The 17,725-nt window shown below is 46.0% G+C and carries 17 protein-coding genes; 7 read left to right on the top strand and 10 right to left on the bottom strand.

What is annotated here, in order from left to right; genetic code table 11:
• Positions 1-139: 139 nt before the first annotated feature.
• Both H6G89_RS33595 and H6G89_RS33590 read right to left on the bottom strand, forming a co-directional pair.
• A complete protein-coding gene (locus H6G89_RS33595) occupies positions 140-1,084 on the bottom strand; it encodes a pentapeptide repeat-containing protein (RefSeq protein ID WP_190514368.1) in 945 nt (314 codons plus the stop codon).
• 123 nt (positions 1,085-1,207) lie between these two features.
• Positions 1,208-3,307: a DNA phosphorothioation-associated putative methyltransferase gene (locus H6G89_RS33590; RefSeq protein WP_190514367.1), complete on the bottom strand. Its 2,100-nt coding sequence runs from the start codon at positions 3,305-3,307 to the stop codon at positions 1,208-1,210.
• 59 nt (positions 3,308-3,366) lie between these two features.
• Here H6G89_RS33590 and H6G89_RS33585 point away from each other — a divergent pair, with 59 nt between their 5' ends.
• Positions 3,367-4,113 (top strand): hypothetical protein, encoded by a 747-nt coding sequence (locus H6G89_RS33585; protein ID WP_190514366.1) that lies wholly within the window; start codon positions 3,367-3,369, stop codon positions 4,111-4,113.
• 186 nt (positions 4,114-4,299) lie between these two features.
• On the top strand, positions 4,300-5,499 hold the full coding sequence (locus tag H6G89_RS33580) for a phosphoadenosine phosphosulfate reductase domain-containing protein (protein ID WP_190514365.1): 1,200 nt from the start codon (positions 4,300-4,302) through the stop codon (positions 5,497-5,499).
• 52 nt (positions 5,500-5,551) lie between these two features.
• Here H6G89_RS33580 and H6G89_RS33575 read toward each other — a convergent pair whose 3' ends face one another.
• A complete protein-coding gene (locus tag H6G89_RS33575) occupies positions 5,552-5,800 on the bottom strand; it encodes a hypothetical protein (protein ID WP_190514364.1) in 249 nt (82 codons plus the stop codon).
• 151 nt (positions 5,801-5,951) lie between these two features.
• On the opposite strand from H6G89_RS33575, the gene H6G89_RS33570 reads away from it, so the two are divergent.
• A complete protein-coding gene (locus tag H6G89_RS33570; protein WP_190514363.1) occupies positions 5,952-6,200 on the top strand; it encodes a helix-turn-helix domain-containing protein in 249 nt (82 codons plus the stop codon).
• Here the strand turns inward: H6G89_RS33570 and H6G89_RS33565 are convergent.
• The 7 genes from H6G89_RS33565 to H6G89_RS33535 form a co-directional block, all read right to left on the bottom strand.
• Positions 6,197-7,150 (bottom strand): HNH endonuclease, encoded by a 954-nt coding sequence (locus H6G89_RS33565; RefSeq protein WP_190514362.1) that lies wholly within the window; start codon positions 7,148-7,150, stop codon positions 6,197-6,199. The two genes, H6G89_RS33570 and H6G89_RS33565, sit on opposite strands and share 4 nt — an antisense overlap.
• Positions 7,147-7,722 carry a hypothetical protein gene (locus H6G89_RS33560; RefSeq protein ID WP_190514361.1) on the bottom strand — a complete coding sequence of 192 codons (576 nt, stop codon included), beginning with the start codon at positions 7,720-7,722 and terminating at the stop codon, positions 7,147-7,149. Before H6G89_RS33560 ends, H6G89_RS33565 begins: the two co-directional genes overlap by 4 nt.
• 309 nt (positions 7,723-8,031) lie before the next feature.
• Entirely contained in the window at positions 8,032-8,238 is a 207-nt protein-coding gene (locus H6G89_RS33555) for a CxC ATPase DNA modification system associated small protein (RefSeq protein ID WP_190514360.1), read from the bottom strand.
• Positions 8,239-10,272, bottom strand: a complete 2,034-nt coding sequence (locus tag H6G89_RS33550) for a DEAD/DEAH box helicase family protein (RefSeq protein ID WP_190514359.1) — start codon at positions 10,270-10,272, stop codon at positions 8,239-8,241.
• A 5-nt stretch (positions 10,273-10,277) separates the two neighbouring features.
• Entirely contained in the window at positions 10,278-10,607 is a 330-nt protein-coding gene (locus H6G89_RS33545) for a hypothetical protein (protein WP_190514358.1), read from the bottom strand.
• Positions 10,608-11,260: 653 nt separating this feature from the next.
• Complete coding sequence (locus tag H6G89_RS33540) at positions 11,261-11,593, bottom strand: nucleoside triphosphate pyrophosphohydrolase (RefSeq protein ID WP_190514357.1); 333 nt, start codon at positions 11,591-11,593, stop codon at positions 11,261-11,263.
• A gap of 152 nt (positions 11,594-11,745) precedes the next feature.
• Positions 11,746-12,396 (bottom strand): ribbon-helix-helix domain-containing protein, encoded by a 651-nt coding sequence (locus tag H6G89_RS33535; protein WP_190514356.1) that lies wholly within the window; start codon positions 12,394-12,396, stop codon positions 11,746-11,748.
• Positions 12,397-12,949: 553 nt separating this feature from the next.
• On the opposite strand from H6G89_RS33535, the gene H6G89_RS33530 reads away from it, so the two are divergent.
• From H6G89_RS33530 to H6G89_RS33515, 4 genes are all read left to right on the top strand, one after another.
• Positions 12,950-13,354: a hypothetical protein gene (locus H6G89_RS33530; RefSeq protein ID WP_190514355.1), complete on the top strand. Its 405-nt coding sequence runs from the start codon at positions 12,950-12,952 to the stop codon at positions 13,352-13,354.
• Positions 13,355-13,500: 146 nt separating this feature from the next.
• The gene (locus H6G89_RS33525) at positions 13,501-14,205 is read left to right on the top strand and encodes a TnsA endonuclease N-terminal domain-containing protein (protein WP_190514354.1); all 705 of its coding nucleotides are present in this window, start codon (positions 13,501-13,503) and stop codon (positions 14,203-14,205) included.
• 15 nt (positions 14,206-14,220) lie between these two features.
• Positions 14,221-16,440 (top strand): Mu transposase C-terminal domain-containing protein, encoded by a 2,220-nt coding sequence (locus tag H6G89_RS33520; RefSeq protein WP_190514353.1) that lies wholly within the window; start codon positions 14,221-14,223, stop codon positions 16,438-16,440.
• Positions 16,441-16,454: 14 nt separating this feature from the next.
• Positions 16,455-17,516 carry a Mu transposase C-terminal domain-containing protein gene (locus H6G89_RS33515; protein WP_190514352.1) on the top strand — a complete coding sequence of 354 codons (1,062 nt, stop codon included), beginning with the start codon at positions 16,455-16,457 and terminating at the stop codon, positions 17,514-17,516.
• Positions 17,517-17,725: the final 209 nt, after the last annotated feature.

Raw genomic sequence — 17,725 nt, 5'->3', positions numbered from 1 at the left:
ATTCGTGACTGGAAACCTGCTCTCAATCGCTTCGCGATTGAATTCGGCGATCGCTTTCCAACTTGAGTTTTTACCCTTGACACAATCTATTTGACATACCCATAATACGTTCGATAATTTTAAACAAAATGGAGGAGTTTTATGCATGAAACAAGAAGGCAATAATCGCAGCAATCGCAAAAGCGACAATACCACCGACCCAACCCGCAATTGCATTTCCTAATGCGGTAGCTAATGCACCAATTATGCCTTCAACAATAAGAGTTATATATCCATTGTCATTGGATTTCTTTTTTTCTGGTTTATCAGTATTTTCTGATTTGTTATTAGCCTTGCCACTATACAACTCTGAGAAAAGAACATCAACTGTCCCATACTGTTGAATCAAGCTAGCAAACTCACCTGATGCGAATTTGCCTGTAGGAGGACAACGAACTTTACCCGCTAGATTTTCAATAAAAATGTAGTCACAGCATACTTGATCTAATATAGAAGCACTAAAGTTGCAACCGCCAACATACGCTCCTGTCAATATGCATCCTGCTAGATTAGAACCACTGAGAGAGGCATTTGTAAGATTTGCATTACTTAGATTTGTGTCAGTGAGATTTGCACCACTAAGGTTAGCTAACCCTCCTAAGTAAAATTTAGATAGAATTGCACCACTTAAGTTTGCTCTACTTAAATCAGCTCCACTAAAGTCAACGTTGTCAAATTTTGCTCCACTCAAATTTGCTTCACGAAGATTTGCTCGGCTGAAATTAGCATTTCTTAGACGAATATTGCTCAGGTCAGTGCCACTTAAGATAGTCCGGCTAAAATTAGTACCCTTAGGGTAACCATCATTGCGATAGTCATTATACGCTGAAGCAAGGGTTGCCCGAGTTAAATTTGCCTCTGTAAAAGTTGTGTGGAACAGCTGAGCTGCAGTTAAATCGGCATAACTGAGGTTTGCTCCACTAAAATTGCCGTATGTTAAATCTGCTCCTGACAAATCCGGTCTGATGCCAGGATTATTAACCCTCCATTGGTTCCAATTGCTGACGCTACCACGCAGTCGCCTAACCTGAAGCCAGTTAGCCATAGTTGGGATTCTGTCACCAGAAGTAAGGATTTTCCTGCAAGATAGCATAAACCTTACTTAACTCTTTGCTTTATACTTGTTGCGGCTTACCCTGATAGCGCACTTCCATCTTCCTGTATTCGCTCATCCTGATTTTTGCCGCTGTACAGATTTAAGCAACTTTACTCTGTACGGGTCAGCATTTTTCCGCCACACCACCCGATGCCCCTTCAACTCCGCACAGTGTTCCTCCAGGCACTTTTGCCAACCTCGCCGATCGCGAATCTTTCCCAAATCATCCAATAACCCCCAATCCGCCTCCTGCTGACTCAGCTTGGCAAACTTCTCATAGAGCGGATAGTCCGGCTGAACTAGTAACTCCTTCTGGTGCAACACGGGTGAATTTTCCTCTGGGTCATAGTCTCGGTAGCTGACGTGCAGATCTTGTAGGTCAATCTGCATACTGGTGCGGAGACAAGGATGCGGTTCGCGATCGAAATCTGGATAGAACAGGTAAGTGATTTTGGGTTTGCTGGTGTGGAACTTGACCACGGTTGCTTCTTCAGGGCGACCGATCGTGCGAGAGGCACAACCTTCGTAGAGCCGAAGCAGGGGATCAAGGGCATCCAGGGCAGAGACGTGAACCCAGAGAGAGTTCGACAGCTTCTTACCGATCGCACTAGATTTACATCGCTCTGCCATCACCTCTAAATTCCCTAGACTTAACAGCATCAAATCTGCTGCGGTACAGGCTTGCTGATAGTTGCCGAATAATGCCTTGATGTCATGCTGAACAATGGGAGCGAGATGTCGTAGCTTGGGGCGTGTGCCAAAATGACTGAGCGCAAGGTAGACGAGCAAATCCTGGCGGCGTTTCTCGCTGATGGCATCCCATTCTTGACCCTCCGTTGCCTGGAGAACCACCTGGAAGGCTCGTCGTAGCGTTCCAAATTCCGATTGCAGTGCCCCAAACTCTTGAAGTTCCTCCTCAAGGGGCAACCGTCCTCGGTCGGTGAAAAATGCCATCAGGGGAGCCAGCATTTCCTGATATTGTTCAAACCGCTTGACGCTGGCTTTGACTCTGGGAGTCGTGGCACGCGATCGGAAGCGGGACGCTCGGAAGGTTTGTGCCTGTGCCTCATCTCGAAAAACCAAGTAAATGCCCAACGCAACCGGAATGGCATCAACGCCAAGCACCTGGTCGATGTAGCTCTTGAGTTCCTCCTGGCTGTAATTCTTCTGGAACGTGTTGCGGCGGGTAATCACCCCATCGCTGTACGCCATCATGCCGCGCATTCGATCTTCGATCAGCACTTGCGCCGCGACAATTAACACCTTCCCGGTCAACTCCCAGGCTTTGAGCAATGCCTGCCGTCGCTCTGCCGGATCTTCGATGACGTTGATGATGTAACCCAGGTTGACAATATCAGCCGACGCGCAGGGAGTATCAGGACGATAGTAGGGGTCCCAACCAGCACTGATGTAGCCGCGATCGCCAATCCGCTCCACATCTCCCCCATGCCCACAGCCGTAGTCGAAGAAGGTAGTTTCAGGGGGAAATAATCCTGCTTCCAACGCAACCCTCACAGGCTTAGAAAGCTCGTTACGGACAAGAGCGGCTTTGTGGCGATCGATCTTGGGCTGACTGATAACCGCAGTTCGGGAAGTCGGGCAAGCCAGGACATGACCCTGAATCTCAATCCCGCAATCGGTCAGCCGTTTTGCCCAACCCTCACGAGTTCCGATCTCCCGCGATTGATTCAGTAGCCCCAGAGCTTCTTCCTGTCGCGTCAGTTCTGCAAAGGGTTGATACAGAGGGTAGTCTGAGGTGACAAAGGTTTCCTTCCGGTGTAGAACAGGCGGATTATCTGTGCCGTTATAGTTCCGCACACCCACTTGCGAAGTTACCAGGTCAACCTGAACGCTCCATTGCAGAGCAGGGTGGGCATCGGTATCAAAATCAGGATAAGACAGGTAGGAAACTCTGGGCTGGTCAGTGCTGAATTTGACGAGGGTAGCCCCCTCCAACTTCTTCAGGTGTTGACGAGACAGATTCTCGTAATCTTGCAGCGATCGCTCCAGGGCAGGGAGGGCAGAGACATGAACGTAAAGGGCACCAGGGAGGCGTTTGCCAGTTTGACTGCGATCGCAGCAAGCAATCAACTGATCAAAATTAGTCACAAAAACATGAGCCTGCGATGTGGTGCAGACCTCGCCCCTTGATCCCAGTCGTGTCGTGTCCATGCGTTTCCCCCTGGGTCGCATAGAATTCAGGATAAAAGCTCAAGCAAGAAAATACCACTATGACGCTGCCTCCTTCCCCGACCCTCGACATTGAGGCGCTGAGTCGATTATTCGATCGCACGACAAACTCCTACAAATATCTGTTCTTCCTGGGGCTGATGGATGAACTGCGGCAACGGCAGTTTGAAGCGGCTACGCCGATCCCGCTTAAAGACGTGGTGGTGGAGATGCTGGCAAGAGCTTGGAAGGCACACCACACTCACCAACTTAAGTTTGGGGCACAAGACCAGATTGCAGAGAAGCTGAAAGAGTTGGACGATGCCCTGCCAAAATCCCTATTCCGTGTCAGGGATGTCAGCCCGACCGATCTCAAGGGCATGATCCAGGGACGGGTTGCCGACTCAACCGTTGAACTCCTGCGCTACGTTCCCTTCCGCCTGATTCGCCCCTTTTTTGAGGAGGAACTACGAGGAGCCAAGGATGCCCAGGTCAATCAAAAGATTCTGGTGCTGTCCCAAAACGAGTTTGAAACCCGCAAGCCACTCTACACCTTTAGCAATGACCAGCAGGCGATCGTCCTTCACCCTGATTGGGCGACTTACCTGCAAGAGAACGATGCTCAGATCCAGCAGTGGGCTTTTGATGCATGGGTGGAGTACATGGAGTGGTGCAATCCAGGGGTTGAGCATATCGCCAGCAAGCTCCCGCTGACGCTTCTGATTCTGACGCTGCATTCGGGCGGCTTAAACTGGCATCGCCATCTAGCCCATGTCCTGAGCCTATTTGACTCCAGCATCGCCAGTTAGAACCGACCTGGGCGATCGCAGTACGGCTATACTATTAGCACACTCAAGCCATAACTTACAGCTAAAATTTTAATTTTGAATGGCACTCCACTAGATATAGTGGTAGACGATTCACATCTAGAAGAGATGGCTCAGGGAAAATTAGCTGCTAAAGTAAGCAAACAACACCATCAGTAGTGGGTATCTGTGGCAAGAACGCTAAGCCTGTTTGAAGAAGATCGATTGACGCTGCCGAAGAGCATTGAGCTATCGGTGGAATCGTTGCGTCACTATGGCTCCTTTTACAAACACTGGGCAATCGCCTTCTCTGGGGGTAAGGACTCTTCCGCCACCGTCACCCTCATTGCCCATCTGATCGAAACGGGGCAAGTTCCCAAACCTGAGAGCTTAACCGTCCTTTACGCCGATACTCGCCAAGAGCTACCGCCGCTGCACTCGTCAGCAATGGGGATTTTGGAGGAGCTTCGCAAGCGTGGGTTTGAAACCCGCGTCGTGTTGCCAGAATTGGATCACCGCTATTTTGTCTACATCTTGGGTCGGGGAGTGCCGCCACCGTCCAATACTTTCCGATGGTGTACGCCTAAGCTCAAGGTCATGAGCATGGAACGGGAATTAGAAGCCCTACGGCAGGAACGGGGCGAAAAGTTCCTGATGATCACCGGGGTAAGGATTGGTGAGAGTGCCGCCAGGGATCAGCGGATTGCGGTTAGCTGTACGAAAGATGGCGGAGAGTGCGGTCAGGGCTGGTTCCAACATTCGTCTTCGGGGGCTGTGGCAGATACGCTAGCTCCGATCGTTCATTGGCGGGTCTGTCACGTGTGGGACTGGCTGCTTCATGCCGATTTAGAACTTGGATTCCCCACTTTTGAGATCGCCAGGGTTTACGGGCAGGATGTTAGTGATGGGGAGGAGCCGCTCAATGCCAGAACAGGATGTATCGGCTGTCCTCTCGTTCAGAAGGATGCTGCCCTCGATCGCCTGATTGCTCAACCGGAGTGGGCATACCTTGCTCCTCTTCACAAGCTCAGACCACTATATTGGGAAATCCGAAAGCCACAATATCGGCTGCGAAAGCATGGGGAAGAGCGTAAGTCAGCAACCAAGTATATCGGCAGAAATCGGCTAGGTCCGCTGCACTTGGATGCACGACGTTGGATGCTGGAGCAAGTTTTGGGTATCCAGGCAGAAGTGAATGAGGCAGCGCGATCGCTCGGTAAACCAGAACTCAACCTGATTAATGATGAAGAACTGGCGCGGATTGAAGAACTGATTGCCGCAAACACCTACCCTGAACGCTGGGACGGCACAGAACACCGAGGTGATGAGTGGCTTCCTGACATACTGCCTGATGGAAGCATTCAACCATTGTTGTTTGATGAGATCTAATCAAGCAGTGACAGCTTTTACAACAAGGTTGGCAAGCCTGTCACTGCCGATATTAATCGATTTGAATCATTCGACTAGCAACACTAATCACTTCCGCCGAGTTTTTAATGGCGATCGGTCTGCTCCATTCACTGCCTGCAATGATGTTGCGGTTGTGTAATAGAAGGATCATGCGATCTACAGCTTGACGGGAAGCGGTGAGCGTCATTTTTATAGGTTCTTCGTTCGATGAACGACTATCAGAAAAATCGGCAGGCGGATCAGCAGGAGGGTTAACCCCTCCATTTTCCACAAAACTCATAGATGAATCTCCTGTTTTTGTCGCCTTAATGGACTACAAGCAGGGAAAAGCAAAGTCCACTTGGCTGTGAGCTTCCTTACTATACCTCGTTTTGTAGTCCATTAGGACTCACTCCTTTACGAGTTGATCATCCTCTGACACGATCTATGTCATGGGAAAAGCAGGTCGAGTTCTAAAAATGGTGTTGGAGCAATACAACATCAGCCAAATTAAGCTGGCTGATCAGTTAGGTGTGGGGCGATCGAATGTCTATCGTTGGGCAAATGAAGTGAGAGATCCCACTTCAGAAACCGTCATCGCCATCATTCAGGCTTTAGGAGAAATTAACCCAGATGCAGCCGCAGAATATAGAAAGCTCTATATGAGTCCTGATTCGGAAACGGGTATGGAATCAGATTAGGCAATTTTCCAGAATGAGCGATGCCATTGAAGAGAATCAATTCTTGGATTGTAAATTTCTTGATTTGGTAAAAGGATTGCTTCTCCATCAAAATCTTCAAGTGGTCGCATATTTGTTGGGCTTTTTTCATGGAAACGATCGTGAGGAATGATGATTCTGTAATCGTCACCAATACCAAACCAACCACGATCAAATGCCCAGTGATGATTTTTACAAAGAGCGATTCCATTATCAAAGCGATCATCATGAAACTCTGAAAATGGTTTGATGTGCGCTCCATCTACAATATTCTGGCTATCTCGGCTAACAATCTTCAACCGGCAAAGGGCACAATGTTGTAGATACAGGGAGACTACATTACGACGAAATGCAGCGTTTCTTACGAATGTCTTATCTTGATCCTTAATGTCTTCTGTTGTGTAGACTGCACCACCTTTTTCAAATAATCTCAACTGAATATTATCTAGCCCATCAACTTGATAAAGTTTTTCTAGCTGTTGTGTCTTAGCTGGAAACCATGTTGAAACTAAAGTTTCGGCTAAATGAACTCTTGAACTCACATCTTGTAAATACTCAAATAATTCATCATCTACATACGCATATTTAACTGTATTGCGGAGTGCTGCTAAACCTTTGATTTTAGTTCTACTTGCAATCGTTGCCTCAAAACCAGGATTAGGCATAAGATGCCAGAATTTATCGCCTGTGAGATGGAAGAAGGGCAAAGAAATGTCTGATCGATGATCGGTAGTTACCAAGTTTGACCAGTATTTGAGGAAGGTAGCAATTAGTTCAGGAGTTAAATAAATTTGATTATGCTGTATTCTGCCTTTGTCAAATTGTTCAATCACAGAGAGTAATAGAGTTGGTTTGTGTGGTGCAACTCCGTGAGCGCGATCGACTCCTAGCTTTGTAAATTTCTTAGCGTAGTAGCTTAGGTCTTTCTTCATCGCTCGTTATAAAGCTCCCAATAACCATCTCTCAGATATTCTGGCGGATCTCGAAATTCATCAGTTTGCGAAATCTCTTCGACTAACTCAAACTTACCCGGAAACCATCGAGCAACTAACACAGTAACTAAACTACTTCTTAGAATTGGGTCTTGTAGAAATTCAAATAGTTCTTCATCTAAGTAAGCATATTTAATTGATTCTTTGACTTCTGAAAGAGTTTTTAACTTCTCTTTGGAGGAGATTAGTTTTACATAACCTGGATTTGCCCATAGATGCCAAAACTTACCACTTCTCATGTGAAAGAAGGGTCTAGCAATGTCAGGATTATGATTAAACGAGCCTAGATAACTCCAGTATTTAAGAAATGTTTGAATCAGTTCAGAGGATAAATAAATTTTGTTCTCTGTAATGCTCTCTCTTCTAATTTGTTCAATTACAGACAGTAACAAAATAGGTTTATGAGGAGCTATACCATGAGCGCGATCGACCCGTAACCGCTCAAATTTCTTGGCGTAGTAAACGAGTGCTTCCAGATCTCGAACTGATTTTTTGTCTGGGTTGCTAGGCATGATAAATGTCTACCTAACAATTGAGCAGATGGCAAGTAGGGGATTGTCAAGGATTGGTCATCAACTCTCAAATTCAGAATAAATCTACCCTCTGAAAGTGCTTCAGCTGGACGGCGTAGGCTTTTAATTTTCCCGGCAGTCCACCCCTGAGCTTCACCACTCATAGCGGCTCGAATCATCGTCAGAGTTGTGGTTTTATCCGTGCCATTGGGCATCTGGATCAGCGATACAGGGGCAATCCTGTCGTCAGTCATTAATTTAATTTCAATGTCGGGACAGCGTAACCCCTCACTACTCCAACCTGCTAACTCAATCCTCATCACTGCCTCCAGTAACGTTGACGGTTATCGCAGCCCGCACATTTTCCAAATACCCTTGCTCATCGGTGGCACTGAGTTCAGAGGTGCTCATCGCATTCAGCCATGCCTCAATGCGCTTGGCAACTTTATCGGGCTGCCCTGCCTCACGGACTGCCTCTTGAATTGCCTTAATCACCTCACGATCTAAATTGGACATCTACTCCACCCTCCTAATTTGAGAAAGCTCAGACAGCCACATACACCGATCGTCATCCGCATTAAATTCACTCTCGTCATCCTCCGTCGATCGCACAAAATCAATGACTATTGCTCGTTTATCAGGAGAATTAGGATCAGAACGCAGACATCGCCCAATTCGCTGAATGGTTTCCAGGCGTGCCCGTGCGGACGAGAATAAAATGACATTTTTGAGATTTCGGATGTCGATTCCCTGCGAAATTCGGTGACAGGTGACCAAGCAATCAATTTTGCCTTTTGCAAAATCGACTAAATTACGGCGATCGTCCTCTGCGTAGTAGGTACGATAACGGTACGTGTAGTTGTGCAGCGTTTCTAAAATTGGCTCCCCGTAAGCCTTGTCTTCCACAAAAATAATGGCGGATTCAATAATCTGAGGATTTTGTTGCAGAAAATCAGCGAAGACTTCCGGCTTTTTCTCAGCAGTTTTATAGACCCGCGCAAGTTCTGTCCATAATTCTTGCTGCGTCATGGGTTTACCTTCTCGCTGGCGTGCCGAGCGTTTCGCATAAACCTGCCGCAACCGCTGACGATCGCTATCCGTGAGGAGGTATGTTAACGGAATATAGTCAAACTCACACAAGATTCCGCGCTCGATCGCTTCCTCCAAGCCAAACTCAAAGAAAACCTCACCAATTTCATCAAAAATAAACTGCGTTCCACCCTGGTCATATTCTCGTTCTGGTGTTGCACTCAGCCCTAATCGATAGCCAAATGCCTGATGCTGACCCGCTAACTGCGATCGCAGTGATGGGCTTCCCAAGCCATGCACCTCATCCTGAATAATAATCAGCCGCTCTTTTTGAGCAGGTTCAAGACGGCTAAATAAAGAAGCCAATTGTTCGCGAGAGATAACCAGGACAGCCCGCTTCGGATTCAAGGCAAATTCGCCCAATTCATGATGCTGGGCAAAATGCCTTAACACCCGATAAGGCTGCGGGCGTTTAATCGCCCAGAATTCAATTTCCTTACGCCACTGATCCAATAAATCGGTGCCGTCAGTGCTGATAATAATTCCATCAATTTGCCCCTGCGTATCCAAAGCTGTCAGGGCTTGAATAGCAGTGCGGGTTTTGCCTGTGCCCGTTGCCATTTCTAAAACCCCGTGCTTCACCTCTAGAAACTGAGCGACTGCTTCATCCTGATGCCGCCACTGGTTTTTAACATTGATGTGCTTTAAGGGTTCTTCTGGCTCATGTCCATAATCAGTTGGCTTCTCCTTCACACTGGGTAGGGTAAAGCCATTTTTGGAAGCCACTACTGGTTTTTCATTAGGAGCTTTACTGCGAATCAGTGCGGCTGATTCAGGAGATAGTGGTAATACTTTTAACCCAACAGCCTTCGCTGACCAGGCTTCCTCAAACTGCTCCTGCTTAATCCGAACTCGCTCTTCGTCACCAACAATCCAGCTTCGGTAGACATCGATTGATTCATAGTTACGCTCATAGCCATGTTCTGACTCATTTGCTGAGCCAGTGAACGCAACATGATCGCCCCAAGGAAACTGAAAAACGCCAATCTTCTCATGAAAAATTCCAGGTTGTTCAACGTGCTCTGGAAAAGCAAACCGGAGAATGAGATGATCATTGGCTACCATCCAGGCAAATAATCGCACTCTAGCTTTTATAGCCTTGGGCAAGGATGAGTCTTCTAACGTTTCTTGGAGCAATCGTTCAACTGAAACTTTTCTCAGTTGCTGGCGCTCCTCTTCGTTGAGTGCTTTCTCTAAAGCATCACGATCTTCATCAGATAACTCAGGGGAAATGAGTAGATGAATGGTTACGGATTCTGTAGCAAAGCGAGGCAACACTTCCAACCACGCAAGTAATGCTTTGCTAGAAAAATAACCAACAGCTCGTCGATATGCTGAACAATACTTGAGACAGGGAGCAAAAAATTCTTTACCAAGGCTGGAAGCTCCACTGCGGTAATGACCCGATAGCCCCCGTATAACACCCTGCCCCCCTAAATCATTCCTAAATTCGCCTGCCATACGTACTACTCTTCAGGGGAATTTATCAACGATTGCAAAGTGTCCTCAAGGGAAGCTTCGCGCTGGCACTGCTGATGCTGCGTCAGTAGCTCGTTTAGGGTAGAGCTTACGGGCTGTTCCTCAAAAGAAATTAAAAGTTGCTCACCTTCGACTTTTGAGGCTGATTTGAGTGTCCATTTATATTGGGAATCCTGGGTGACCAACCCGTTTAACGAGGTATAAAGATAGTGATTCACCTCTCGGCGCGAAATGCTGAGAGCCTTTGCAATATCGCCAGCCCGAAGTGGAGCGCCCTGCTTGAGCACGTTGATAATCCCAGATTCAGTTTGATTCATCGAGCAGCCAAGCCCTTCCGAGCCAGGGAAATCCCAAGCTCAGCAATGCCTTTTTATTCAGTATTCCCATATTTGTCAGCAATTCTCGCTGTCGAGAGGTCCTTTTTACCTGTTTAAGCTTAAATGCAGCGATCGCTACAAGTAGAGAACGTTAATTAGCATTCTCAGTGACTGCCCCTGTGAAGATGAACACCTAGTCACCAAGATTCCTAAAAATACCCAGTTTTTCATTGTAAATGCCTTGCTAGTAAAGATTCTGATGAACTGTCAGCATAATTTCCAGCACCATGCTCAAAACCCAGCCTAGTCCCCAATCTGTTATCTGCTAGTTGCTGCAGTTCTCGCACTAAGGCTGCTTTGCCGACCTTCCGCTGCTTGCGTCTTTGGGCGATCGCGTCAGCGGCCCTCCTGAGACCAATTAAGCGAAGCAACCAGCTGCATTCTGCCTAACTCCACTCTCGGTGCTGAAAGCCCCTTTGTCTTTGCCACCAGGGAAATGCTGAGGAAGAAGCCGATCGCTTGATCGTAGGTGAGCGATCGCTCCAATCAGGGGATGTAGAAGTCCTCCAGCAGATTGTGGCGATCGCTACGGTACTGGTTGCGTAATTCGAGATCCTTCAGACTCAAAGAGACGACTCCTGGTAATCCTGTCTCTAGTCTGCCCCACTCCAGAGCAACCGAATACGACGACTGAACCCACCCCGCTCAAGTCGTCTGCGTTTTTGCTCCTTTAAAACGGTTTCTCGGTCAATCCCAGAAGCCACCATGAGAGCATCCATAACCTCGCACAAATCAGCAAGTTCCGTTACCAAATCTGCGTCAATAGCCGCTGCTGCCTCTTGCGCTTCTTCCACCAACTTTGCCCGCAATGCCTGGCGGAATTCCTCCTCATCCATCGTTTCCACCCCACACTCTCGTCCAGATTGCCGAATGATTTCGGGGATGCGATCGCGTACTAGTGTTGCAAACACTAAATTTTGCAACATGGGGGTTTGGGGGCTTCGCCCCCAAGAAGGGGTGGAACCCCTTCACCCCTTACACAACTTATTTTTTGCTGTACTAGCTTGTTCTGGAATGTTTTTGAACTATGTTGTATTAGTTTCTCCACAGGTTTCAAAGTCCTACATACTCGTCTACTTTAAGTAGGCTCATCAAGTGGTTCTTCGTAACTAGTTACACGTTCAACAGAACCCCTTTTCTGAATTTGAAGACGATCTCGAAGCAGCGATCGGAGCAGCATTTCTTCCCGAATATTCTCAAAAGCTTCTTTTACATCTGACCAAATAAGCCTTAATCTTCGAGGATCACAAGTTAGCCAAAGAATGAAGAGGTTGTCTGGTAAACCTCCAAACTGCATCTCCATATACTTAACAATAGTTTCATCTTGAAAGAAATTATAAAGGTTCATGTCGGAGTTGTAGTATGTATGGACCCAATCGCTAACAACAAAACCACCTGGCTTGCTTGGCAGTGAGGCGCGATCAGTAAATGGAAGAATATGGACTTTGGATATTTCAATCTCATCTAAAGAGGGCAGTGACTGTAGAGACTGCTCAATAAATGAGTAGACTGACTTATCAAATACCCGGGAACTTGAGCTTATAGGATCGCTCAGCGGAATTTCTTTGCGACCAATTCTTTCAATCAATTCTGAGCGGGACAGCCCTCGTTCTGCTGCCAATACGTCCAAACCCTCTACAGCTTGAGGGGTTAAGGAGAGGTTAACTCGTCCTTTCAACTCGTTGTGAAGCTCAGGAACGCCTTTAGTGCGCTTGTGTCCCTTGGGCATTTGTTGCTCCGGGGTAATCAAATGAATCCTTTCATGATCCTACGTTGATACCTCTAGTTTCAATCCCTGAGGGAGATCACAAATCCTTGAGGGGGAGCAGAAGTTGCTGGAGAAAACAGATGTAGATTAGACAACCTACATCTTTGGCACTTAACATCTTAACAACTTCTACAGGAACTTTTCCACAGCATATATTGCAAAAAGCTAGATGTTGTGTAAGATTGTGTATATTCTAATTTTTGACGTTTTCAAAACTTGGCTCAGTCCTTGCTACCTAAGATAATTTTTCCGGGGGGGTGAAATTGGTTTACCCACTCGAGGAATCTTTGACGAGGCAATCTCTGAGGTTCCGGTAATTCAATAGAGTCTTTCAAGGCTGTACCCTCTACCCCTATTTGCACGGGTAATAAACAAAAATCGAAATCAAGAAGCAGTTGAAAAGCTCAGTTTGTAATTCGAGAGCAATTCCTATTGCTTCTAATCGTAATTCCCGCTTCTTCCAAACAACGTTCCTAAGTTAAACAAATTTCTGCATCATTGCAGGAGGATTTTTATGTCTAAAACAGGTCAGCCAAATCTTCCCGAATTAAGGATTTACTACGTCGGTTCAACACGACTTGATGTTCACCTAGTATCAAGTAAAAATCCAAGCAAGACCATGATGGATAAATCACCGAAGTACTACTTTGCAATCCTGCGAAACTCTTTAAATAGCTTCAAAGATGGAAGGACAGGACAATTTGCTCAGCACTTAATACAAAACATCACATCAAGAGTGTGGATTTGGCTAAAAGGTTTTCCCAAATTTTTGAGATCTTTTTCTCCATCTGCATTTAGGCAGACTGCGCTTAAACAAGAGACGATACCTCACCATCCATATTTGGTGTATGTGACAGACCCATTCACACATCTTATTGTTGGCGTGTACGTAGCTACGGGTCAAAAAGAGGCGCAATAACTTGCTGCGACTGAAAAAAGTTTGTCCAAGGTATTAGGCGGCTTTTGCTAAAGCTCCTTTGGGGAATAAGGATTATGACACATAAAAACGAACAGCCAAAGTATCGCTCAAATTTGACAGTTAGGACGTTCTCTTCGAAAGGGCGAGTGAGTCGGATCAAAAGCCACATTACGGGAAGAACCTATCACGTGATGAGTGGGCTTGAACTCTCGGTCTTTTGCATGATTGAATGGGCGACTAAAATCTCTGATCTCTATATGCAAGTCGAGCTTGATCTAACAGAAACGCTGTGGATTGCAGAGCAATTAGATATCAAACATCCAGTAGATCCAAAGACGCAGAAGCCAGTAACTGCAACTACAGATCTTATTGCTTGTATAGAAACAAATTTTGGTGAAGACCATTTTGCAATTGAGGTCAAACCTCTTGAAGAACTCAATCCTTTAACAAAATCAGGAAAAAGGCATCTTGAAAAGCTAGAGATCCGGCGGAGATACTGGGAGGCTCGCAACGTTCGCTTCGTGATTATGACAGAGAACGAGATCTCAACAGATTTGGTAGAAAACGTGAAACATATGCGTAAGTATATGCACGAAGGTGCAAAGCCACCTATTCGGGAGAACTTATTGGTTCAAGCTTATGCTGAATTGACTCAATTGATTTTAGAAAACGATGAATTATTAGCTAAAGTTGCGGCTAGTTGTGACACTAAATTTGCCTTAAAACATGGTAGCTGCTTAGCCTTGGCTTGGTATCTAATCGCTACTCGAAAATGGATGGTTGATATTAGACAAATTATCGACCCTTCAAAAAAACTCAACTTCTTGCTGCAACCGCCACTTGAATTCTAATTGCTGAGATTTATTATGCTGATCGCTAAAAATCAAATTCTGCGTTTGCACAGGAATGGCTCGGAACAACAAAAAATTCGAGTTCTTCATATTGAAAAGCCTCATATTATTGTTATTGAGTTGGTGGGGAAGGTTCTTCCAGATTGGTGGAAATATGATGAATTAGAAATGGCACTTATGTCGGGAAGTGCTGAAATTCTACAAATTGACCCATACGCTTCCCTATTGTTACCTTCACAGGAATATCTTGATAGGCATCGTACTCGTAGAGATCAAGCTTGGGAAGTTATTTCTCCAATTATCGATAGTGGAATTTCAGCCTTTATTCCTGCTGAGAGACAGCGGTTAATAGAGGTTGCAGCTTCTACTGAACGCCCTTGGTGCAAACCTTCAAAAAAATACGGTAAGCAGGTAGTTTCAGAAGTAACCGTACGAGATTATTTAAGAGTTTTTTGGCAGAGAGGGCAGAATAAGAATGCTCTTCTTCCCCTCTATTTCGATTGCGGTGCTCCAGGAGAAACTCGTGTCAAAGCAGAGGCAGGACCGCATAAGAGGGGGCGTAAAAGCAATATTACGAAGCAAACCGGCAAACAGACCTCAGTCAATGTCACAACGAGTGACCAAGAGAAATTTGATAGAGGAATCAGAAAGTTTTACCTGGATTCTGAGAAAAAATCGCTCACAGTTGCCCATCAAAGAACTTTAGAAGAGTTCTACAACATTGGCTATGAGTTTAAGAAGGGTGTTCTCACGCCTATTCTTCCTGATATTAACACCCTGCCAACTATTGGAGAATTCCGGTATTGGTTCGAACAAAGATTTGAACTCTCTAAAGTTCTTATCCATAGGAAAGGCAGGCGTAAGTACGACTTAGAAAACAGGGATATTTCTGGTTCTCCCAAAAGATCCCGTGGTCCCGGGTCGTGCTATCAAATCGATGCCATGATCGGCAACCTTCATCTGGTGAGCTGGTTCGATCGCAACCGACGCATTGGGAGACCTGTAGTTTACTTTGTTGTAGATGAATTCAGTTGGGCGATAACTGGCTGGTATGTAGGTCTGGAGGGACCTAGCTGGCTAGGTATGATGATGGCCCTTGAGCATGCGTTCACACCCAAAGTTGAGGCTTATAAAAACATTGGGATTGACATCACAGAGGAGGAGTATCCGTGCCAAGGCATCTGTAATACTTTAGTCGGCGATCGCGGGGAACTTTTGAGCAAACACGCTGATAACCTCGCAGATTCATCGCTAAATATTCGGGTTGATAATACGGCTCCCTTTCGAGCAGATTGGAAGTGTCAAGTTGAGAAAATACATGACCTCGCTCAAGATGATCACGAAGACTTCGTTCCTGGAGGAACATGCAAGCCCCTTGAACGGGGGGAAAGAGATCCTCGTCTGGATGCAGCACTAGACATCTTTCAGTACCGGCAATTAATAGGACATATTGTTCTCAAGCACAATACGTACCGCCGTCTTGAGAATTATCCATTCGAGGAAGACATGATTCGAGATCAGGTCGCTCCCTATCCACTTGATCTTTGGAATTGGGGAATTGCGAATCGCACTGGTTGCCTTGAGGTAATGTCAACTGATCTCATTCGCCTCAATCTCCTGCCATCTGCCGAAGCTTCTGTAACTGAGCGTGGAATCTATTTCTATTACGGGCAGTACAAGCTAGGGCTTTACTACACATGCGAGACGGCAATCAAGGAGGAGTGGTTTGTTCGAGCTAGGTACAAAAGCAGGTGGAAGATTACCATTGCCTACGATCCTCGAGATCTATCAAACGTCTATCTCCGTCCTAAACAATTTGAGACGGTGGAAGTTTGTCGCCTTCTTCCGCGTTCAAAGATCTTTCAGGGGCGAAATCTTTACGAAGCCGCGGATTATCTCGCCCTGAAAGGGCAAGCATCTCATGCTGCACAAACTCGTGATCGCCAAGGGGTAGCGGATTATCACGCTCAAATGGATCACATCATTAATACTGCGACAGAGCAAATGCAAAAGGCTTATGACGGACGTAGCAAAACTGCACAAATTTCGGGAATGCGACCAAATCGCATGGAAGCCCGTGATGATTTACGAAGCTCTGAAGTATGGCGACCAAATTGCCCAGAAGCTCCCATGCCTCAAGTAGAAGTACCCCCAAATCAACAAATTAGCCAAGATGACGATGACGATGAGGAATACGTTCCTCGTCCTAAGAATCTTGAGAAGTACAGCAAATAATTGCAAGGTGAACAATGAATAGAATTTTTTCACATCAATCGTTGCCTGCTCCAAATTCAGAATGGCTTATTGCCAGTGCTTCTACCGACCACCAGATTGCGAGTTCAATTGATCGTTCTCGGATACTTGGCAAACCTACTGTTCACTTAGTACTTGATCGGTGGAGCCAGATGATTGTAGGTTCCCATGTAAGTTTAGAGGAAGGTTTTCAATTAGGATGTTTGTTGGCATTTGAAAACGCATTGGCAGAAAAAATCTCGTTTTGCAGGAATCTTGGAATCGAGATCAGTGATGCTGATTATCCTTGCCACCACATTTGCAAGACTTTGCTGCTTGGATTCGCTCCCAACGAATGGCTTTCTAACTCTCTTCTCGAGTTTGGTGTTCATGTCAAACTTCCAAATTCTAGGCAATTGGCACAAACTGCAAAGATTGAAGCTAGTCTTGGTCACGACATCCTTTCATTAGGATCTTGTGGTGCTAGCGATCGCCAGTTGAATAAAGTTTTTGATCTCAAGCAATTTCGATGCCTGTTAGTTCAATACATTCTTCACTACAACAATCATCAGAAGTTGGAACCTCACCTAATAGATGAGCAAATGGAGCAACACACCGACTTGGTCCCCATCGACTTATGGAATTGGGGCCTTCACAGTAGCAGCAATTCTCTACGCGCTGCACCATCCGAAAAGCAACGGCTGAACCTTCTGCCAAAAGCTACAGCTTCTATCACCTTAAGGGGCATTGCCTTTCAAGGTCTGTACTACACCTGCGGAACTGCAATTAATGAGCAATGGTTTATCCGCGCAAGAGTTGGTGTGAGGAGCAAGGTCACTTTAGCTTACGATCCTCGGTGTATCGACGTGGTTTATCTTATTGCCGCCAATGGTGATGAGCCAGAGGTTTGTCACCTGACTCCTCAGTACAGACCAATGCTTGGCCAAAGTTGGTTTGAAGCCAGAAGTTACTTGGCAGACATCAAAAAACGAACGCAACATGCTCATGACGAACTTAAGATTGCTGTGGAAGAAATTGTCTATAAGGCAATAAAACGAAAAGGGAATTTGGAAACCTAATGGGCGAAAAACTCCGACCAGACGGTTGAAATGCCAATACTTCTAGTAATTCAAGAAGTCATATGTTGGCAGACATCCACAAAACAAAATTCTGAAATTCAAGAGACACAGGAGTTACGCAGTTGAGAAAAAGGGGGAGTTGGAGTAAAACCAAAGAATGAATCCACCCAAAGTCAACGAGAACGATTACATCAACTTTTTGATTGCAG

Origin of the sequence: Oscillatoria sp. FACHB-1407 (genome assembly GCF_014697545.1) — a bacterium.
Classification (GTDB): domain Bacteria; phylum Cyanobacteriota; class Cyanobacteriia; order Elainellales; family Elainellaceae; genus FACHB-1407.
The sequence above is the reverse complement of the archived record's forward strand: the minus strand, read 5'-3'. Positions and strand labels throughout refer to the sequence as shown.